Origin of the sequence: Pseudomonas sp. P135, assembly GCF_020312125.1 — a bacterium.
Taxonomy (GTDB): Bacteria; Pseudomonadota; Gammaproteobacteria; order Pseudomonadales; family Pseudomonadaceae; genus Aquipseudomonas; species Aquipseudomonas fragariae.
In genome coordinates, this window is record NZ_JAGPYR010000009.1 from 103685 (window position 1) to 122197 (window position 18513).

21 protein-coding genes and 1 pseudogene are annotated in these 18513 nt (G+C 54.3%); 14 read left to right on the forward strand and 8 right to left on the reverse strand.

From position 1 onward, the window contains the following. Positions 1 to 200: 200 nt before the first annotated feature. From KBY08_RS15885 to KBY08_RS15900, 4 genes are all read left to right on the forward strand, one after another. Entirely contained in the window at positions 201 to 1463 is a 1263-nt protein-coding gene (locus tag KBY08_RS15885; RefSeq protein ID WP_024640596.1) for a M20/M25/M40 family metallo-hydrolase, read from the forward strand. Between the two features lie 137 nt (positions 1464 to 1600). Beyond that, positions 1601 to 2044, forward strand: coding sequence for a LexA family protein (locus KBY08_RS15890; RefSeq protein WP_003407014.1), 444 nt, complete (start codon positions 1601 to 1603; stop codon positions 2042 to 2044). Between the two features lie 78 nt (positions 2045 to 2122). Beyond that, positions 2123 to 2362, forward strand: a complete 240-nt coding sequence (locus tag KBY08_RS15895) for a hypothetical protein (RefSeq protein ID WP_011267313.1) — start codon at positions 2123 to 2125, stop codon at positions 2360 to 2362. A gap of 133 nt (positions 2363 to 2495) precedes the next feature. After that, entirely contained in the window at positions 2496 to 3623 is a 1128-nt protein-coding gene (locus tag KBY08_RS15900; RefSeq protein WP_024660674.1) for a sensor histidine kinase, read from the forward strand. Between the two features lie 93 nt (positions 3624 to 3716). Here KBY08_RS15900 and KBY08_RS15905 read toward each other — a convergent pair whose 3' ends face one another. Next, positions 3717 to 4058, reverse strand: coding sequence for a hypothetical protein (locus KBY08_RS15905; RefSeq protein WP_024650968.1), 342 nt, complete (start codon positions 4056 to 4058; stop codon positions 3717 to 3719). Between the two features lie 31 nt (positions 4059 to 4089). Then, a complete protein-coding gene (locus KBY08_RS15910) occupies positions 4090 to 4905 on the reverse strand; it encodes an isocitrate lyase/PEP mutase family protein (RefSeq protein WP_024660675.1) in 816 nt (271 codons plus the stop codon). Positions 4906 to 5048: 143 nt separating this feature from the next. Between KBY08_RS15910 and KBY08_RS15915 the strand changes: the two genes are divergently transcribed. From KBY08_RS15915 to KBY08_RS15955, 9 genes are all read left to right on the forward strand, one after another. Further along, entirely contained in the window at positions 5049 to 6158 is a 1110-nt protein-coding gene (locus KBY08_RS15915; protein ID WP_080267689.1) for an alpha/beta fold hydrolase, read from the forward strand. 15 nt (positions 6159 to 6173) lie between these two features. Further along, entirely contained in the window at positions 6174 to 7103 is a 930-nt protein-coding gene (locus KBY08_RS15920; RefSeq protein ID WP_024660676.1) for a ThiF family adenylyltransferase, read from the forward strand. A 43-nt stretch (positions 7104 to 7146) separates the two neighbouring features. Continuing rightward, complete coding sequence (locus tag KBY08_RS15925; protein WP_011267319.1) at positions 7147 to 8370, forward strand: MFS transporter; 1224 nt, start codon at positions 7147 to 7149, stop codon at positions 8368 to 8370. After that, the gene (locus tag KBY08_RS15930; protein ID WP_011267320.1) at positions 8345 to 9004 is read left to right on the forward strand and encodes an N-acyl amino acid synthase FeeM domain-containing protein; all 660 of its coding nucleotides are present in this window, start codon (positions 8345 to 8347) and stop codon (positions 9002 to 9004) included. Before KBY08_RS15925 ends, KBY08_RS15930 begins: the two co-directional genes overlap by 26 nt. Positions 9005 to 9045: 41 nt before the next feature. Beyond that, a complete protein-coding gene (ectB, locus tag KBY08_RS15935; protein ID WP_024660677.1) occupies positions 9046 to 10314 on the forward strand; it encodes a diaminobutyrate--2-oxoglutarate transaminase in 1269 nt (422 codons plus the stop codon). Beyond that, on the forward strand, positions 10314 to 11024 hold the full coding sequence (locus KBY08_RS15940; RefSeq protein ID WP_003406996.1) for a TenA family transcriptional regulator: 711 nt from the start codon (positions 10314 to 10316) through the stop codon (positions 11022 to 11024). The genes ectB and KBY08_RS15940 overlap by 1 nt, the downstream gene beginning before the upstream one ends. Before the next feature lie 7 nt (positions 11025 to 11031). Continuing rightward, positions 11032 to 11478: a cupin domain-containing protein gene (locus KBY08_RS15945; RefSeq protein ID WP_011267323.1), complete on the forward strand. Its 447-nt coding sequence runs from the start codon at positions 11032 to 11034 to the stop codon at positions 11476 to 11478. A 283-nt stretch (positions 11479 to 11761) separates the two neighbouring features. Further along, positions 11762 to 12685 carry a LysR family transcriptional regulator gene (locus tag KBY08_RS15950; protein WP_024642147.1) on the forward strand — a complete coding sequence of 308 codons (924 nt, stop codon included), beginning with the start codon at positions 11762 to 11764 and terminating at the stop codon, positions 12683 to 12685. A gap of 240 nt (positions 12686 to 12925) precedes the next feature. After that, entirely contained in the window at positions 12926 to 13081 is a 156-nt protein-coding gene (locus KBY08_RS15955; RefSeq protein ID WP_206735716.1) for a hypothetical protein, read from the forward strand. A 100-nt stretch (positions 13082 to 13181) separates the two neighbouring features. Here KBY08_RS15955 and KBY08_RS26830 read toward each other — a convergent pair whose 3' ends face one another. Both KBY08_RS26830 and KBY08_RS26835 read right to left on the reverse strand, forming a co-directional pair. Beyond that, positions 13182 to 14045 (reverse strand): methyl-accepting chemotaxis protein, encoded by an 864-nt coding sequence (locus KBY08_RS26830; protein WP_412548561.1) that lies wholly within the window; start codon positions 14043 to 14045, stop codon positions 13182 to 13184. Next, positions 14037 to 14969: pseudogene (locus KBY08_RS26835) on the reverse strand (MCP four helix bundle domain-containing protein); the annotation flags it as partial. The gene KBY08_RS26830 and the pseudogene KBY08_RS26835, both read right to left, overlap by 9 nt. Positions 14970 to 15424: 455 nt before the next feature. Here KBY08_RS26835 and KBY08_RS15965 point away from each other — a divergent pair. Beyond that, a complete protein-coding gene (locus KBY08_RS15965; RefSeq protein ID WP_225651174.1) occupies positions 15425 to 15901 on the forward strand; it encodes a hypothetical protein in 477 nt (158 codons plus the stop codon). 48 nt (positions 15902 to 15949) lie between these two features. On the opposite strand, the gene KBY08_RS15970 is transcribed toward KBY08_RS15965, so the two are convergent. Genes KBY08_RS15970 through KBY08_RS15985 form a run of 4 tightly spaced genes read right to left on the reverse strand, consistent with a single transcriptional unit; the run spans position 15950 to position 18481 of the window. Further along, positions 15950 to 16219: a pyocin activator PrtN family protein gene (locus KBY08_RS15970; RefSeq protein ID WP_225651175.1), complete on the reverse strand. Its 270-nt coding sequence runs from the start codon at positions 16217 to 16219 to the stop codon at positions 15950 to 15952. Beyond that, positions 16216 to 17364: a hypothetical protein gene (locus tag KBY08_RS15975; protein ID WP_225651176.1), complete on the reverse strand. Its 1149-nt coding sequence runs from the start codon at positions 17362 to 17364 to the stop codon at positions 16216 to 16218. The genes KBY08_RS15970 and KBY08_RS15975 overlap by 4 nt, the downstream gene beginning before the upstream one ends. After that, the gene (locus KBY08_RS15980; protein WP_225651177.1) at positions 17361 to 18062 is read right to left on the reverse strand and encodes a hypothetical protein; all 702 of its coding nucleotides are present in this window, start codon (positions 18060 to 18062) and stop codon (positions 17361 to 17363) included. Before KBY08_RS15980 ends, KBY08_RS15975 begins: the two co-directional genes overlap by 4 nt. Further along, positions 18059 to 18481 (reverse strand): hypothetical protein, encoded by a 423-nt coding sequence (locus KBY08_RS15985; protein WP_225651178.1) that lies wholly within the window; start codon positions 18479 to 18481, stop codon positions 18059 to 18061. The genes KBY08_RS15980 and KBY08_RS15985 overlap by 4 nt, the downstream gene beginning before the upstream one ends. Between the last annotated feature and the right edge of the window lie 32 nt (positions 18482 to 18513).

The following is an 18513-nucleotide window of genomic DNA, read 5'->3' on the forward strand; positions in this document are numbered from 1 at the left end:
CTTGTTCCCTCGATATGAATTTAACCTCTGCCTAGCGGCCTGCGCGCTGCACGATTGCCGGACCTATCAGGCCATCGGGCCTCTGGCAGCAGACATTTGCCTTGAGATGAGCCGGTCTCGCAACCGGTCTGGCCTGTGGCGTCGAGCGGCGCATTGGGGTAAAGATGCTGTTCAACTCGCGATCATCTGAAGGAACCAGCATGCATTCACGACGCTTCCCCATCACTGCCGCAATCGGACTTTACCTGGTGTCCATGGGCGTGTTTTCCATGGTTGCCGACGCCGCCGAGCTGTCACCCGATCAGTTGCTGAAAAAAGCCCAGGCCGAACAACCGGCCTACCTCGACACTGTCCGCCAGCTCGTTGATGTCGATACAGGCACCGGCCAGGCTCCCGGGCTGAAGACCGTCAGCGCAATGCTGGTCGAACGTCTCAAGGCGCTGGGCGCAGAAGTCTCCACCACGCCGGCAGAGCCTTCGGCGGGGGACAATATCGTCGGTACTTTCAAAGGCACCGGCACACGGTCTTTTCTGTTGATGGTTCACTACGACACGGTGTTCGGGCCGGGCACCGCCGCCAAGCGTCCGTTCAGACTCGACAGCGAGCGCGCCTATGGTCCGGGCGTGGCAGACGCCAAGGGCGGCGTGGCGATGATTCTGCATGCGCTGCAGCTGTTGCAGAATGAGCGGTTCAAGGCGTTCGGCACGCTCACTGTGCTCTTCAACCCGGACGAGGAGACCGGCTCCAGCGGCTCGAAAAAAGTCATCGCCGGACTCGCCCGCCAGCATGACTACGTGTTTTCGTTCGAGCCGCCAGACAAGGATGCCGTCACCGTCGCCACCAACGGCATCAATGGCCTGCTCCTCGATGTCAAAGGCAAGTCTTCACACGCAGGCTCCGCGCCCGAGGCCGGGCGCAATGCGGCCATCGAGTTGGCGCATCAGTTGCTGCAACTCAAGGACCTCGGCGACCCGGGCAAAGGCACGACCGTTAACTGGACGCTGATCAAGGGCGGGGAGAAGCGCAACATCATTCCATCCAGCGCCTCGGCCGAGGCGGACATGCGCTATTCCGACCTCAGCGAGAGCGATCGCGTATTGGCTGACGGACAAAAGATCGTGAAGAAGACGCTGGTCGATGGCACCGAAGTGACCTTGCGAATGGAAAAAGGCCGGCCGCCGCTGGCCAGAAATCCTGGCTCCGACCAGTTGGCGAAAACCGCGCAGACGCTTTACCAGAAAACCGGTCGCACTCTGGAGCCGATTGCCATGCGTTTCGGTACCGACGCTGGCTATGCCTACGTGCCGGGCAGTGCAAAGCCTGCGGTGCTCGAAACCATGGGCGTGGTCGGTGCCGGCCTGCATGCCGACGATGAATACATCGAGTTATCGAGCATCGCACCCAGGCTTTACCTGACCGTGGCGTTGATTACGCAGTTGTCGAAGGGTGATGCAACGCCCTGATGGCCTGTGAGGTGAGCGCTGAAAGGCGTGGTCTTCGGTCCGCGCCATCTGTCGAGGTATCTGGCATTGCGATTGACCTGACCGCCGATAAACGATTAACTGTATATGTATACAGTTAATCAGAAAAGGCTCGCCTCATGAGTGTTACCTTCCTTGGCCCGTTGTCGGCAGGGGGCATCAAACTCCCGTTCATATCGCTGTCGTCCGTTGGCTCCAGATCGCCAGTGGTAGAGAAGCATGTTTCCATCGCCGAGCTTTGTGAGGTCCGTGAGCCGCACGCCTACCTGGCCAGGATCGAAGATCAAGGTATGCAGGGGGGCGGCATGTGCAGCGGGGATATGCTGGTGGTCGACCGCAGCCAGTACGCCGAGCACGGTGACATCGTCGTTGCCTCGCTCAATGCACGGCAGATCTGCCGACGTTTGCACATGCGCGGCGATGTGGTGATTCTGGAATCGCAAAACCCGGATTACCCACCACTGCATGTCACCGACAACGATGACCTGATCATCCTGGGCGTGGTGACCTACAGCCTGAAAAACCTGCTGGAGGGCCGCGCTGCATCATCAGCTCATCGATGAACAGACGCATGTTCTTGCATTGCACGCCGCTGCATGATCTGCTGCCCACTCTTTGGCTTTTAGCGGAATACCGAGCGCATGCAAGAACGACTTGACCAGTTACGGCTCCCCAAGCCTCTACAGGGAGCAATCAGTGATCTGGTAAGGGCGCTCGACGCAACCAGCACTCGCGCCGACGTGGAAGCCGAAGCGGCGTTGCAGATCGAATACATTCACGGTCTGGAGACCAGCAGAAAGCTGCGCCCAGCCGATGCCGAAGCGCTTTACATCATTTTCGACGATGCAGTTCAGGCTCGTTTACAGGCACTTGCCGATTAAATTCGGTATTCCGTTATACCCTTGCCTGTGTGAACTTCACTCCATATTGTATCTGTCCGCCTGATCGGGACGGATACTTGGCTCACCCTACGAATCTGCAGTCTGCCGGGTTCATGTTCAGGTTTGAATGGCTATGCGGTTATCAGGCTTCATCCTCGACAACATCGAGCCTATCGTGCGCGAATGGACCGATTTCGCACGCACCCTGTCCACGCTCGGCGAGCCTCTGGATACCGCAGAGCTCAGGGACCATGCCGAGCGAATGCTGCGGGCCATCGCCACTGATCTGCAAACGGATCAGTCGTCGCAGCAGCAGGTCGACAAGTCGCAAGGGCACGGCGCGTCAGATGAACAGACCGCAGCGAAAAGCCACGCGATCACTCGATTGATGTCGGGCTTCACCATCGATCAGGTGGTCTCGGAGTTTCGGGCATTACGGGCGAGCGTGATCAAACAGTGGATGTCGCGAGAGGCGCTGGACACTCAACAGCAGATCGAAGACATGATCCGTTTCAACGAGGCGATAGATCAGGCCCTGGCCGAGTCTATCTCCAGCTATACCAGCGCGATCCAGGCGTCACGCAACATCTTTCTGGGCATTCTCGGGCACGACTTGCGCACCCCGCTAAGCGCCATACTGCTGGGTGCCGACGTGTTGTTGCGCACCCATGATCTGGGCGCGCGGCCAACCAAGGTCGCATCGAGGATCTATTCCAGCGTGAAAAGGGCCAACCAGATCGTTGGCGACCTGCTCGACTTCACGCGCTCACAGATCGGTCCCGGCATCCCGCTGAAAAAGACCGAAGTAGACATGCAACCCATCTGCGTCCGCATCGTTGAAGAATCGAGTACGGTCCACCCGGAAGCAGACATTCGTCTGACTTCAGACGAACCGGTCATTGGCCGCTTCGATGGCGATCGCCTGGAGCAGGTCTTCTCCAACCTCATCGGCAACGCCATACAGCACGGCAATAGCAGCGATCCCGTCGAAGTGACGCTGGCCGTCTCGAAGAACGAGCTCCACTTTACCGTCCACAACACCGGCAGCCCGATTCCCGAAGACGTGCTTCCGTTCATCTTCAACCCGATGGACCGTTACTCACCCGAAAAGATGACCGACAACGGACCTTATTCAAGCCTGGGGCTGGGCCTGTTCATCGTCGACAGGATAGTCGATGCGCACGGCGGGCGTATCGAGGTGACGTCGAAAGCGGATCTGGGGACTACGTTTGCGGTGATTATTCCGTTGAATTCGGAGTGAGGTCGCGTGGCGGCGATAGAGTTGCGAGGCAACTGAAGAGCATCCGGATCAGAGCTGCCTGTCCCTGATAACGCGCCCGTCATGGCCTGAAAGTCAGCGCAGGATAATCACACCCTGACGTGCCACACGGATGAGATGCCTGTAGGTGTCCGATCTGCTGCCGTCGGGGGGAAGACAAATGATCAACAGGTCATAAGTATCATCGTCCCATAGACCCATGTCTGCACACCCGTCAAAAAGCCGCATGGCCGGGCTCAGTACCGTCGCCAGGCCTGTCGTCGAAACGGGTAAGTTTTCAACGCCTGCCATCTCAGTTGCCAACTGCTCTGCTTTACCAAACCTCAGCGTCCGCCAGGCCAGACGAAAGGAGCTACGGTTGATCGTCACGCCGTTCTCGAGACCAATAACGGGATTTCGGTTTCTATCGGATATCACATGTATGCTCCATGCAAACACTCGATCCTGGCTAACGCATCACTTCATCGAGCTGATTCAGACTCAGTCCCGATTGTAGAAAATCCAGCCCCTCTGGTTCTTCCAATCCAAGTAAAACAGTGAAGATCTGCCGGTAGGCGTTACGAAACAATGAACTGCCCAGGCTGATCCGGCGAACGCCTACTGCCCTGAGTCTGTCAATCGTCATACCGAAAACAGGCAGGACGTTGAGAGGTTTGCTGAGCGCTCTCTGAATCGCCTCAAGGTCCTCGATCGACTTCACGCCGGGTGCGAACAGACAATCGGCTCCAGCTTCTTCAAACGCGACCAGCCGTTTAATAACCTCGGTCAACGAATACGCGTGCGCTCCAAGCAGATAGTCGGTCCTGGCGGTGACGATGAAATCGGCATCGAGCGCGTGGGCGGCCTCGCTCGCAGCGCGCACCCGATCGCACGCTTCTTCGATGGAGAAATACAGCGGGGTGTCCGGGTCATGATAGTCGGATATATCCTCAATGGACGCACCGGCGCAGCCGACGGTCAGGGCTCTTCTGAAATGCTCCTCGACCTTGCTCAGTGTTTTCGCCAGACCGTTCTCCAGGTCTGCCGTCACGGGTATGTCCACTGCCCGAACGATGCGTTCAATCGCCGCAAAGCGATCTTCATTGTCCATCGAGGGAGATGAATCGCGGTAGCCCTGTGCATAGGCAATCCCCGCGCTGGTGGTGCCGAGGCTGGCGTAGCCCAACTGCTGAATGAGGCGCGCGCTTCCCTCACACCAAGCATTGGGCATGACGAATAACTCATTGCGTTCATGTAACTTTCTGAATGCCTGGCTGGTGTTCATGGCGCCTCCCTGAATGGCCAAGCATAGTCCTCTTCGCAGCACGCATGATTAAAAAAAAGTGAAGGGGCTTAAAAAAGTTTGAACAGACAACAAGCAGCCCCTATGGAATGCTTTTATCCACTTTATCGCAAGGACGTCGACTGATGAAAGGGATTGCTTCTGCTGCGTTGTTTATTGCGTCCTGTACCACCGCCTTAATGGTGAGCGCGGCGCCACTGCCTGCCAGTTCAGCCGCAAATATAGACGGTGTGGAAATTCATACCGTCACGCTAAAAACTGACGCGATGAAAATGGCCCTCTGGCGTGATTCGCCGAAAGGGACCCACACTCAAACAATGAAAGAGTCACAAGTTGTTCTGTTTATTCATGGCGCAACCATTTCAGGTAATCTCTCGGCCGGGTACGCCATTGACGGTTATTCCTGGGCCCAAGACGTCGCCAATTCAGGACGCGAGGCCTGGGTGGTGGACCTGCCGGGGTATGGTCGTTCTGATGATTATTCGGAAATGCGCGAGGCCAGTCCACACGCCAACGGTGAATCGGTGGGCAATGCCAAAAGCCTGGTGCCCGTGATTGATGCCGCCGTCGACTATGTATTGAAGTTTACCGGTGCTAAAAAGCTGACGATTATCGCCACGTCCAGGGGCGCGATACCGGTGGGGTATTACCTGAGCGCGCACGGCGAAAAAGTAGACAAGGTCGTGTTCAACTCGCCCATCGTCCGGCGTGATACCACAAGCCCGGAGATTGTCCGAGGCTTGTTCGGCAGTGCCGAAAGACCCGACAAGAGCTTTTATGAGATTCCGGTCGACAAGCGATTGTCCATGATAGAAGAAGACCGTCCGGCGGGCACCGAGACGCAGCTTGAACAAGGGTTTATAAAAAACTGGCCCGGTGATGCAGCGCTGGAAAGAGCGCATCAAAAGAACATGATTAAAGTACCCGGAGGCTTTGCCCAGGATATCTACGATGCCTGGCATGGCGTGTATTGGGACCCTGCCACAATCACGGTGCCTGTGTTAATCACACGCGGTGATTATGATCATGTGCTGACCACCGCGGCGGATATCGACTGGCTGTACACACACCTGAGCAATGCTTCCAGTAAACGGTACGTGCTGATCGATAAAGGCACCCACGCCATGTTATTTGAAAAAAAGCGTTTCGAACTCTATCGCGAAGTACGGGTTTTTCTGGAAGGCTCATATAACCGATTGTCACTGGCCTGTAGTTTTTGCGGTGGCCGCAACTAAAGCAAGGAGCAGATCATGTTGAAGAAAGCACGCATTGTTAAATTTCCAGGCGTTTTCGACGAGCGGGTATACAACGAGCGGGTTTCACGCAGCGGTTGTTTTCTCGGCAACTCGAAACTGGAGCAGATGGCCAATCAGGGTAAGCTTTCCAATGCTGTTGTCGGCGTCGCAGGCGCAGGGGGTATTGGCGGTGCCGTGGCCCTCGGGCTGGCACGGTTGGGTGTAAGGCATATCAAAATTGCCGATCCCGATTCTTTCGAAATCAGCAATATCAACCGACAGTTTGGTGCTTCAGTGGAAACCGTCGGTCGTAACAAGGCGTTGGTGGTTGCCGAGCTGGTTCACCGTTTGGCGGGGGACGTGAGCGTTGATGTGTTTCCGGAGGGTATACAGAAGCACACCGCTGAAGCGTTTGTGGAAGACTGTGATCTGGTGCTGGATCAAATGGACTTCTACAGCATTGCCGAGCGCTATGCACTGCACAGGGCGTACCGTCACTCAGCCAGGTGCAAAGGCTTGCTGGCATCCTCGGTGGTCGGTTGGGGCGCCAACATCTACAAGTTCGACAAGGCAGGCCTGACGCTGGAGGATTTTTACGATATTCCGGAAGAGGCGCAGATGACACCTGAACTGGTCGAAAGGCTGGTCATGCTCCAGGCCTCTTATCAGCCTCGTTTTCCGAGCATTCCCGATATTTTCAGCTGGATGAAAGACACAGGAAACGTGCCTATTCTTTCCGTGGCACCGACGGCCTCGCATTACCTGATTCTCTGTCGTTCAGCGCTGATGCTTTGCGACCTGGAGGGCGCACCGTACAGCACCGAACTTCCCCCCATGCCCAAGTATTACTGGTTCGACGGCTCTACGTTCGACAACGGTATTTATGAGTTCGACGGCACGTGGGCAAACCCCGAGGAGCATCGCAAGCACTTCAATGTCAATTGAACCAGCTGGCCCCGATCGGGGCCAGCCCTTTGAGGAAGGCGCCGTGAACGAAGTGCTCGATACTCAGGAACGGCACAATATTTCCAGGTTCCTCCTGGCCTCCAGTCTGTGGTTCATTTGTGTGGGAATACAAAGCGTATTTCTGCCCTGGGTACTGATCAGCGTCGTTCATGCATCGGCCTTTCAATTTGGCATCGCCCAGATGTGCCTGATGTTGCCGGTGCTGCTGCTGGTGATCTATGGCGGTTATGTTGCCGATCGCAAGCCGGTGCGCAGGTTATTGGTCTGCGTGTACCTGGGTGGCGCGCTGACGGCATTGGTCTTCGCCGTCTGGAGCTACCAGTCCGCAATAACCTACGCCAACGTGCTGGTGTATGCGTTGGCCTTTGGCGTGCTGTCGGCCTTTTGTGCGCCTGCCAGAGAACTTTACTTGAATGTACTGGGCAAGAAACAGTTGCAAAAGATCGTCACTATAAACATCGGGATTGAGTTCGGGATTCAGACGGTGGGTTTCGCCATTGGAGGTTTTGCACCGCAGGTGGGCGTCGGTCTGATGTTCTTGTTGTTGTCGCTTCTGTTCGGGATGTCGTCCCTGGCCGCCTCTTATATTTCGGTGACCACACCCAGCAAGCCTCATTCCGGCCTGATCGCTGAAACCAGTACCGCGCTGCGGTTTTCCATTCAGCACCCGGTCATCTTCCCGGTACTGTTATTGAACGGCCTGATCGGTGTGTTCTTTCTGGGCTCGTTTTTCGTCATGCTGCCCCTACATATTTCCCGGTTGCCGGGGTACGACGCCTCGTTGTTGGCGCTGTTCAATATCGTGTTTATGGTCGGGTTGATCGCTTCCGTCATTGTCTTGACCGTCAAGGGCGGGATAGAAAATAAATTACGGGCACTGATCAGTTCCTGCCTGCTCGCGTCGTTACTGCTGGCGGTTATCCCGTCCGTGCTCACAGAGTGGATTCTGTTTTTAGGGGTATTGAGTTGGGGGTTTCTGGGCGGTATTGCCCTCAGCATGGGGCAGACGCTGATTCAGGAAAATGCCCCTTCAGGCAATAAAGCTCAGGTGTTAGCGTTACTGATGTTGTTTTTCATGGGGGGCAGTCCGATAGGTTCTTTCCTGCTGGGAACACTTCTCGAGTTCGTTGAAGCGCCCGTCGTAGGTGTCATCAGTGCAGTCGCAATGATTGTTTCAATAATGGCAGTTTCCTATACCTACACGCTATGGAATGCACAACATGAACGGATCGACACTGTCCTTTGACGAAGCCACGTCGAAGGATTTCAAAGGTAACGTGTTACTTGCAAACTCTGATATCGAACTCGCCCTGGTCAAGGCTGTTTGGCAGGAAGTGTACAGCGAGGAGTTAGGTTGGCTGGACGGGGATGACACCGATCCTCGCAATGATCGCTACCATGCCAACTCGGTCTACCTGCTCGCCACTGACGACGAGGGAGCCGCCGTGGGGGTCATGCGCATGATTGTCGACGGGGACCAAGGTCTGCCCATCGACAATTTTGCCGACATTTCCGGGATACGGGCAACTGCGCAAGGCGCGCTGATCGAATGTGCGCGACTCATGGTTCCGGCCAGGCACCGTGATCAGATATTTTCGGCTTACCCCTACGGTATTTTTGCTGCCTTGGTAAAAGCGGCTTTGCAGTATTGCCTGAAAGAAAAAAACTACGACGTCCTTGCCAATTGTTTTATCGATACACCGCACACACCGATAAAAGCACTGGCCCACATGGGGTTCCGTGACTTGAACATTCGCTTTCGAGACGAGTTGCATGAAACGTCAGAGTGTACGGTTCTGCATTTAGACATCAAGGACATGCTGTCGATATTTTACGGGCCCGAGAAAAGCCTGGGGCATTACATCATGGCGCGAGCGTAGTTTAATTTTTCCGGGCAAGGGAAGCAGGCATGAACCCATCAATGGCTATCTACGAGCGTGAATCGAATGTGCGTTCTTATTGTCGCGACTGTGACGTTGTGTTTGCGACGGCGCAAGGGGCAGTGATCGAAGACGTCGAGGGGCGGCAGTTCATCGATTTTTTTGCGGGGGCCGGATCACTGAACTATGGCCACAATAACCCGCGTTTGAAAAAAGAGCTGTTGGACTATATTCAGCAGGACGGCATCACGACAACCCTGGACTTTCACAGCGCTGCGAAGTCTCGGTTTATCGAACAGTTCGAGCGGATTATCCTCACGCCGCGGGGGATGAACTACAAACTGCAGTTCACCGGGCCCACGGGGACCAATGCAATCGAGGCCGCCTTGAAGCTGGCCCGCAAGATCACCGGACGCACTTGCATCGCTGCGTTTACCCATGCATTTCACGGCGTCACGCTGGGCTCGCTGGCGCTGACCGCCAACGCCGATAAAAGAGCCGTCTCTGGCGTAGAGCTGTCAAACGTCGTTCGGCTGCCTTATGACGGATTTCTGGGGCGTGACATTGACAGCGCGTATATCATTGAAACGATGTTCTCCTCAGCAGGCGCAGGTTTCGAGCCGCCGGCGGCCATTATTCTGGAAGTTGTGCAGGGCGAGGGCGGTTTGAATTGCGCGCGGCCGCAATGGTTACAGAGAATTCAACAGCTGTGCCGGGCCTCAGGTGCGCTACTGATCATTGACGATATTCAAGCCGGTTGCGGTCGTACGGGCACGTTTTTCAGCTTCGAATCTGCCGATATATCCCCCGACATCATTTGCCTTTCAAAGTCCATCAGCGGTTATGGTCTGCCGATGTCACTGGTGCTGATAAAACCGGAGCACGATCAGTGGGCGCCCGGTGAACACAATGGCACCTTTCGTGGAAACAACACTGCATTCGTGACGGCTGCGGCGGCACTGAGCTATTGGCAAGACAACGGGTTCGAGCGCTCGATAGCGCAACGTTCCGCCGTCCTGCGCCTTGCACTGGAAAAAATAATTGCTCATTCGCCCCCCGAGGCTGTTCGCATTGTCGGGAGAGGGCTGTTCATGGGATTGAGGTTTGGCGACTCACGGCGCGCGAGCAAGCTGTCTGCAGAATGCCTGTCACAAGGTCTGCTTGTGGAAACCTGTGGCCCCTTGAATGAAGTGCTCAAACTGATGCCGCCGCTGACCATCGATCTGCCTGTACTAGAGCGCGGACTGGACATCTTGAAACGTGCCTACCTATCGACCTTACACAACGAATCATCGCGAGGGATTGCCTGATGGATTTAATGGTTGGAGATACCCGTACATTGTCTGCCCGTGCGTTGGGCAATGAGTTCATCCTGCAAGAGCTTGCACAGTTAAGAGACGAACTGATCCAGCAGGTTTTCGATCATCCTTTTCTGGTTCAGTGCCGTGCGGCAAGCATGCCGATAGACCGGCTGAAGAACTTTCTCGTGCAACAAGGGAAATACAGCCGTTATTTCACGCGGTACATCTGCCAGTTAATGAGTCATCTTGAGGGTGATGAAGATATTCTGGCAGTGTTCGAAAATCTTTTCGAAGAACTGGGTTTTGGTGAAGTCGCCGAACCCACTCATTCGGCTATCTACCGTGAGATGTTGTGCTCCTTCGACCTGAACCTGGAGGCGCACGCCACGCTTCCTTCCACGCAGCACCTCATCGATACAATGATGAACTTTTGCAAACAGCCCAATGGTATTTATGGACTCTCGGCGTTGTGCCTGGGGGCCGAGGCCATTGTTCCTCATCTGTACAGTGACATTGTCACTGGCTTCTCGGGTCAGGGCGTTGCTGCAGAGAGGCTCAGATTTTTCACGTTGCATATCGAATGTGACGATGGTCACGCGGACACCCTGTTGGCGATTCTGTCGCGTCTGGTGATGGAAAAACCGACTCGTTTTGAAATAGTCCGGCACGCCGCCGTCATGATGATCAAGGCGCGACTTGAGTTTCTCGATAAACTTTGAGGTGAGCATGAATAACCATACTTTTTCTTCCGGTGATTTCGTGCATGTTCCCGCCAGTCTGGCCGTTGGCGAGGACGTGGGCACGCTGTTACATGAAGGGGTCAGAACAACCACGCTGGACGCGTTCAGCAAAACAAGAAAGCACGAAGTTCATGTTGTCGACCTGCCGTCCAGGTCGATAAGTATGACCTTCGGTGCGCTGCAGCCGCTGCAAGGGTCGGGCCTGCATCGGCATAACTATGAAACCATCATCTATATCATTTCAGGCACCGGTTTTTCGATGGTAGGAGAGACGCTCGTTGCCTGGACAGCTGGAGACGCCGTTTATATTCCCGTCTGGCGTTGGCACAAACACGTCAATACATCAGAGGACGCAGAGGTCACGTACATCGCCTGTGAAAATACGCCTCTGCTGCAGGCGCTTGGCGTCGCGTTGCGGGAGGAAGCTTCCTGAAAGAAGCTCGGTATCCGTGCCGCGGAGGGGAGTCTGGACGTACCGAAGTTTTCATCTGTAAATGAACGGTCAGAAAGATGATCGGGGTGCAGAAAATCGATTCAGCCCGCCGTTTTTTAGCCCTATGTCCTATGATGCTCAGGAATACTTTGCGAATACCCGCCAAATGGCCTAACTATAGAGGGAAGGAAAGCCGGGGTGCAGTGGAAAAACCCCGGAGCGGGAAAACACCCGGTCAGCAAAGTCGACCCTCCGCTTTGCACCGGGTAAACAGGGAAAACGGATGTCTCGAATCTTTGATGTTGATACGCACCTTTGGCGCACGTTCAAATCGGTGAGCGAAACTCGAAGTATCACGCGGTCTGCGGTTGCGCTGTGCAAAACTCCACCAGCCATCAGCATGCAGATAAAAAAGCTGGAAGCACTTCTGGAACTGAAGTTGTTCGTCAGAGGCGACGACGGTTTTCGGCTGACGGTCATTGGCGAAGAAGTATTGGCGGCCGCTGAAAAGATTCTCGCCATGCATGACAATTTGTTCCGCTTGAAGAACAAGAACCCTGATAGCGAATTGCGTCTGGGCATGCCGGATGATTACGCACTCTTTTTCCTTCACGGGATTGTAAAAGCCCTGGCTCGATCAAACCCCGATCTCAAGATAAAGCTGGTCTGCAAGACGTCGTCGTTCTTGATAGACGACGTCGACCAGGGTCTACTGGACATGGCCGTTGTCGCAGTGCCGGAATCTCGGGTCATGGAGCATTCTGAATACATCAGGCGTGAAGAACTGCACTGGATCGGCGATGCCAGGCTGATCAGGGCAGGGCATCCGATACCGTTGGTGCATTTTCCCGATGGTTGTATATGCCGAGAGGTCTCTGTCCAATCCTTGCAGTTTGCCGGGATGGCGTCCGAGATACGATTCACCTCAGAGTCCAATTTTGCCGTTTTCAATGCCATCAGTGCCGGTGTAGGTATCGGCGTGGGCGAGTTATCACTCATTCCGGGCGATACGCCTATTATCACAAGCTCGCTGCTTCCCGCATTGCCCGCGATACGGATGTCTGTACTCTCCAACGACGATCGCATTTCCAGAGCTGTCCTTTCCAGAATAAGCACCAGCGTTGTGAGGAGCGTCAATGCTGTCTGCGAGCAGAATATCCTCGGAAAAAAACGCCCGGAAAATGCCTTTGCCGTTGGCGCTTTTTGACACGTTCAGCTCCCGTGCCTGAAATCCGGCTGCGAATCAGCACGTCATCAGAACTGCCGCTTTCCTGATAAACTATCGGCCTTTCCCGATTGATCGCGTCTCTGCGTGCGGGCCACTGTGTGGTCCCACGTATCGCTCGATTCAATTGAGCCATTTTCTCGCTGACCGCCTCTCAATGATGCATGTTGTTGAGGCCAGCTAAGGGATGGCGATAACCCGCCGCGTAAAAGACCAATCCACATGAACATCGAAAACAACGAAGCCTCAGCAAACATTGGCGATCCGCTTGCAACAGTGTCCCGCCGCTTCTCCGTCGCCCCGATGATGGACTGGACGAACCTTTCGGATTCGACCAGTGTTCGCGGTAGGCGGCACTCTTTCAAAGCCGACTTGTAGCAAATTTGACGCAATGGTATTCAGTTGAACATCGCTACCGTAGGCTCTCAAGGATATTGCTACACACAAAATAGTCGTTCGCCGAGCGAAGTTACGGCATTTAGGTTTTAAACTTGGCCACAAGTACTCCGAACGAGGATGCAAGACGTGAGAGTTCTGAACTGGACGCGTTTGTCTGATGCGCCCCTGTGGCGGTCTGTGTGGAAAGATCCTGGATATTGATCAAATTGCGGTCGACTTCCCGTGCAACATGAGCCTGTTCCTCCGCAGCACTGGCTATCACAAGATTTTTTTCATTTATTGTTGAAACCCCTTCGGTGATGCGTTCGAGAGCTATCCCAGCCTCAACAGCCTGATTACGAGTCTCTGCGGCTAGAGCTTTACTGCTATTCATCGCAAAAACAGCCTCTTCGGCACCGGTGCGTACCTGGGCCATCATTGACTCAATATCTGCGGTTGACGCTTGTGTACGGTGTGCAAGAGCACGAACTTCGTCTGCGACTACAGCAAAGCCTCTTCCCTGTTCCCCCGCCCGGGCCGCTTCAATAGCGGCGTTCAGAGCCAGCAGGTTTGTTTGCTCAGCGATAGACTGGATAACTCCGAGTATTTTCGTGATTTCATTAACGCGCGTAGCAAGAACTTCAACCTTGTCGGTTGAGTCTGTAATCTTGTCGGCCATCGCGCTGACAGAATCGACAGCTTTTTTGACCTGGTCTCGTCCCTCTACAGCATTGCGGCTCGTCTGTTCAGAGGCTTCTGAAGCGCCGGTGGCATTACGAGCTACCTCTTCTACCGCAGCTGTCATCTCGTTAACGGCAGTTGCGGCTTGCTGAATCTCGTCATTTTGGCGGATCAGACCCCGAGAGCTTTCTTCGGTGACAGCATTCAGCTCTTCGGATGCGGAAGCGAGCTGGTCAGCTGCGCTGCCTATCTCCTTTATAGTGGCTCTTAGGTTAGATTGCATGGTGCTGAGAGCTGTAAGCAACGTTCCGATCTCATCCTTGCCGCTAACATCGATGTTGCGTGAAAGGTCTCCACCAGCAACCTGCTCCGCAGTGAGCAGTGCTGCTGACAGCGGTCGCGTTATCGACCTTGTTACAATCAGTCCCAATGCAATTGCAGCTATAAATGCTATCACTACACCTGAGGCCAGTGACCAGTATGCTTTGTTGGTAGTTGAGTCTGCATCAGGTCCTGCCTCCAAGCTTTGACGATTGTTAGAGGCAACAATCAGTTTGAGCTCATCGTTTACTACCTTGTAAGCAGGATCGACCTGCTGTGCAAACAGCCTCGCGGCACCTTCCAAATCATCGGCTGTAGTCAGCTCTATCATTCGATTGCCTGCTTCGATATACGCGGGCCAGTCTCTTTCAAAACTGTCGCCAGCAACACGCTCATCATCTTCCAGTGGTGTTTGTCGATATTCCCTAAAAAGCTGCTCTACTTCTTTTTGGTTATCTGCTACAGACTGAACTACTGCTTGATACGCTGCTTGATCCACTTTCTCATATTTAAATAACAAAGCTCTATGCAAGTCTCGGTAATGAGCAACGGAGTTCGCCCGTGCGTTACTCGTCTTAGACACGGAAACTAAATTATTGCCGATAACGTTGTCGATATTGCTCTTTAAGCTTCCAATACCAGTGTAGGCTATTAGCCCAATGACTAATGTGATAATGGCACATGCCACAAATGCGGACACCAGTCGTGTTGTAAGCATTGTTTCCCGCAACAGATTCATTTTAGACTCACTGTCCATAAATTGCTCCGCTTCAAAAAGAGCAGCGCCCTCCACCTTATCTGCCGGAAACCCGGAACACTTAGCAAAAACAATCTGGAATACGACGAGCGGTATGATTACCCACCTTCCGCCTAGACCAGTCCTCATGGGCTGTTTCGGGACGGGGCTGGAGGTTGACTATGCTTCTTGCTGCCGCTACAGATACTGGAGTTTTCGGCGCGGCCCCATAGCTGGAGGCAGCATTCCAAAATGTTCAACTTCTCGGTGATGGATTGGACGAGCTCTATGGACTGGGCCAATGTTTGCAAGGGGTAGCAGTCTTCCACAGTCGCCTTGTACTAAATTTGACGCAATGGTATTCAGATCAGCATCGTGACGTAAATGTGATGTCTCAAGCGGGCGTGCTTACAGGTGAGGCCTTACGAGCCTCGCCATGAACAAAAGGTTTCATCCGTCTGTCTGCTGATCATTCCATTTTCTGTAGCGGAAATTAGGCCTGGGTCGACAGACGGTGGGATGCGAGTTACAGCACTACCCATAATGTCTAAAGATATGTGTGGCGCTGCCGATACATTGTCCAGTCATACAAGAGTTAAGTTCACATGCTAACTACCAATATAAGTACTCTCAGTTTAAGCGAGCTTTCGCTACTGACAGAATCTACGAAAAATGAGTTGGAGGACGACGAACGCACGGCTTCAACTGAATCGCAGTCAGTTGCGGCTCCACCGAGTGTTAAGGTTTCTCTGTCTACTGCCGGTATTGCAAAATCTACCGCTAAGGACGATCCAAATCGTGATATCAAAGAGAGCAATCTACCAAGTAACGTTAAGGATACGCTGATTAGGATTCGTGAGTTAAAGGAAAGGATCGCTGAAAAAATGGCTGAAGTGCAAGCTGCGATGTCAGATAGCAGCCTGTCTCCTCAAGCTAAGCAAGTCAAAGTTGGTTCGTTGCAAACGGCGCTTGCTGGATTGAATGCGGCACTGATGAGTGCGAATGGATCGTTGCAGAAAGCTTCGGGCAACATGTCTGACGCCCAAGTCAAACAGGCTGCCGTCCTGTCGATGAAAAGCTAAATGCTACGATCCTGACAGTGGCTCGACATTTGGACGAGCCATGTCAGCTTAGGCTGCTCGCCCCATTAGCTGGTTTTGCTCCTTAGCTGCTTTTTCCCGCTGTCGATCAATGTAGTCAGCCAAATCCTTCAAGTGGATGCCCAGAGCCGCTTTTTGGCTGTCAGCCCCCAGGCGGACCACCGGAATGTCAATTTCGCCGTCAAGTCTTTTTCGCTTGAATTTCTCAACCGTCAAATGCATGTAGTCTCTACAAACGCGATCTAACGGAACGACTGCTTGGCCTTCGTACTGGGCCATAAGTAGGAACAGTGTATTCATAGGTTCACCTGCTTGAACTCAACCACCCAAATCCACGGGTTGGCGTTCCAGTTCTCGTGCCCGTTGAGCGAGCCCCATAGAATCGAGAACAGCTCTTCTTCCGAGTAACCAATGCCATCTGGGTCCAGATGGTCGCGGCAGCTCAATACGCCCTCGGCAATGGCTTGTTCCGGCGTAATGTCTTGCAGCCGTTCGATGCGTACATCTGTTATTTCCAACAGAATCCTGGACGCCCAACGGGGCATGTGGATGCTGGGCCGCCATTTAAAACCGTAGGAGTCACCAACTACATCTATCCGGTAGATGCAGTGTCTCGGTTTGCGAAGGGCTGCTGGAACGTCGCAGATTTTTTTGCCTGTTCTCACCCACGCCGAGTAACTAAAGGTGTGGTTGCTCCAGGACTCATGTCCGGCGTCGGGACAGGGTATCCATGCTTCGCGTACCCAAAGCCGGTCACCTGGCTGGCCGTAAGGGCAATCAGCCGTGTGTACACCTGCCGTTTGCGCTCCACGTCCCTCTGCAAGCTCCGTTTGTGGTGTATGGGGAGGCGTTTCCACCAACCTGCGCGTTGCTGTCTTCTGGCCTGCCAGTAATGCGTGCGTCATTGGCCCGTTGAATAGTATAGGGCGCGCTCTAGCCATCGCTGTGTTGGACGTTGCCATCTTACTGGGCCCGCTCTGAACCCGTCTGGTTGGAATTGTGCTGAGCATCGCGTTATAGGCGAATGTCAGTTCCCGAGGGTGGGCATCGCGCTGATGAAGCATCATCGCAAAGTTGGCGATGTCCTCGAAGTTGCCAAGGTTTCCCTTGGGAATATGCGCGACCAACATCTCTGCCAGCGTTCTATCCTGTACCCCGGTTTCACTCCAGCCACGACGACCTTTAGCGCGAGCTTCGGCTAGCTTTGTTTTCATGGCGGCAGCGAAATTGTCGACTGCCAAATTATCGGGGTGTTGGTGCACTTGGTCAGGAAAGAGACGGGCACAAAAGGCATCCAAATCTGCAAGGTATTGAGTTGCATCTGGAGTACCGACATTCTCGACCAGTGTGCGTGACTTACCGAGGAGGGCCACGCTGTCGCTCAGCACCGCGATGGTCTCGGTAAGTTGTCTGCGCGCTTTGTCCCGCGCTCTCGTGCGGCTCATGGCTTCACCTCATTCGCGACCGTTGCGCTAGCCTGCAGGCCGCACTTCGTGCGTCTCAGCCCAATGTCTGAAAAGCTGGGTTCATGATCGTTGGGAAAGCGGTACAGCGCTTCCACGGGGCACGCAAACTGGAACGGCCTATCACAGATCTGCGACAGGGTCTTGCCCCCCACCAAAGGCTGCGCGGGCGGGCGATTCTGAGCGATTAGCGTTGCATCATGAGTGGCTGCCTCGCGCAGCTTTTCGTGGGGTACAGGCGCCTCGTTGGTGCTGCTGGGAAGAGCAGTAATGCCTGCTGCTGTGCAGCAGAGACTGTTTGTTTTTTGTGTGGTGCTCCAACTGCTGTTGCGGAGCAAAGCGGCTTGCGGCTGGTGGTCAGTCTGTGAGTAATCACTGCCGCTTTCCTCCGATGCTTGGTTGCAAGTTGATTCATCGGACGCTTCTGGTTTTGTGCCGACGACGTAAAGCACCTGCGTCTGGTCATTCTCCTCGACCAGATCGGCCAGTAGCAGTGCGTTCTCCACGTTCTTGCGCAAGGTGCGCAAAGCGTCAGGGCCAATCATCGACCGCAGTCGATTGTTCAGCTCTTTGTTGAAGCGGGTCGTAGCACGGAGTTCGGCAATGGCTTCGGTGTGCTGCTGATGCAGGTCACCAGCAGCTTGCGGGATGAGCCGCAGCAGGGGGGTTGATCGATTCATGCTGCGTTCACCTGCTGATCTGACACGCCGAGCACTTCAGCCATGTGCAACGCTTGCTGTCGGAGCGCTAAGCAGTCACGCTCAAGCTTTTTACCGGTGCGAAACGCGCTGAAAGTCTCTGCAGCAATTCTCAGCTTCTCGGCTATGTCGTTCAGCGCGTCTCTTTCCTGTGTCCCAAAAGCCAAACTTCGCTGTAGTCTTTCGCAGTGTTGCGTCAATTGCTCATTGTCCGTGCGGATCAGCCTTAGTGATGCTTCAAGCTCATGGATCGCCAAGACGTCTTGTGCGCGGGGTACTTGCTCGGCGCTCGTGATTCCAACTTTGATGCCGTCGCTACGGCCTATCATGTAGCCAAACCACAAAAGCAGGCCGGCTGAAATGATGAGTCCGATCAAGACGCAGATTTGAATCGTAGTCATGTGGTGTGCTCCTGGTGAGGTTGCTCGGCTGG

What these genes read in the sequence shown, in the direction of transcription:
- KBY08_RS15885 (WP_024640596.1), top strand. Translation starts at nt 201, where the DNA reads ATGCATTCACGACGCTTCCCCATCACTGCCGCAATCGGACTTTACCTG.
- KBY08_RS15890 (WP_003407014.1), top strand. Translation starts at nt 1,601, where the DNA reads ATGAGTGTTACCTTCCTTGGCCCGTTGTCGGCAGGGGGCATCAAACTC.
- KBY08_RS15895 (WP_011267313.1), top strand. Translation starts at nt 2,123, where the DNA reads ATGCAAGAACGACTTGACCAGTTACGGCTCCCCAAGCCTCTACAGGGA.
- KBY08_RS15900 (WP_024660674.1), top strand. Translation starts at nt 2,496, where the DNA reads ATGCGGTTATCAGGCTTCATCCTCGACAACATCGAGCCTATCGTGCGC.
- KBY08_RS15910 (WP_024660675.1), bottom strand. Translation starts at nt 4,905, where the DNA reads ATGAACACCAGCCAGGCATTCAGAAAGTTACATGAACGCAATGAGTTA.
- KBY08_RS15915 (WP_080267689.1), top strand. Translation starts at nt 5,049, where the DNA reads ATGAAAGGGATTGCTTCTGCTGCGTTGTTTATTGCGTCCTGTACCACC.
- KBY08_RS15920 (WP_024660676.1), top strand. Translation starts at nt 6,174, where the DNA reads ATGTTGAAGAAAGCACGCATTGTTAAATTTCCAGGCGTTTTCGACGAG.
- KBY08_RS15930 (WP_011267320.1), top strand. Translation starts at nt 8,345, where the DNA reads ATGAACGGATCGACACTGTCCTTTGACGAAGCCACGTCGAAGGATTTC.
- ectB (WP_024660677.1), top strand. Translation starts at nt 9,046, where the DNA reads ATGGCTATCTACGAGCGTGAATCGAATGTGCGTTCTTATTGTCGCGAC.
- KBY08_RS15940 (WP_003406996.1), top strand. Translation starts at nt 10,314, where the DNA reads ATGGATTTAATGGTTGGAGATACCCGTACATTGTCTGCCCGTGCGTTG.
- KBY08_RS15945 (WP_011267323.1), top strand. Translation starts at nt 11,032, where the DNA reads ATGAATAACCATACTTTTTCTTCCGGTGATTTCGTGCATGTTCCCGCC.
- KBY08_RS15950 (WP_024642147.1), top strand. Translation starts at nt 11,762, where the DNA reads ATGTCTCGAATCTTTGATGTTGATACGCACCTTTGGCGCACGTTCAAA.
- KBY08_RS15955 (WP_206735716.1), top strand. Translation starts at nt 12,926, where the DNA reads ATGAACATCGAAAACAACGAAGCCTCAGCAAACATTGGCGATCCGCTT.
- KBY08_RS26830 (WP_412548561.1), bottom strand. Translation starts at nt 14,045, where the DNA reads ATGCAATCTAACCTAAGAGCCACTATAAAGGAGATAGGCAGCGCAGCT.
- KBY08_RS15965 (WP_225651174.1), top strand. Translation starts at nt 15,425, where the DNA reads ATGCTAACTACCAATATAAGTACTCTCAGTTTAAGCGAGCTTTCGCTA.
- KBY08_RS15970 (WP_225651175.1), bottom strand. Translation starts at nt 16,219, where the DNA reads ATGAATACACTGTTCCTACTTATGGCCCAGTACGAAGGCCAAGCAGTC.
- KBY08_RS15975 (WP_225651176.1), bottom strand. Translation starts at nt 17,364, where the DNA reads ATGAGCCGCACGAGAGCGCGGGACAAAGCGCGCAGACAACTTACCGAG.
- KBY08_RS15980 (WP_225651177.1), bottom strand. Translation starts at nt 18,062, where the DNA reads ATGAATCGATCAACCCCCCTGCTGCGGCTCATCCCGCAAGCTGCTGGT.
- KBY08_RS15985 (WP_225651178.1), bottom strand. Translation starts at nt 18,481, where the DNA reads ATGACTACGATTCAAATCTGCGTCTTGATCGGACTCATCATTTCAGCC.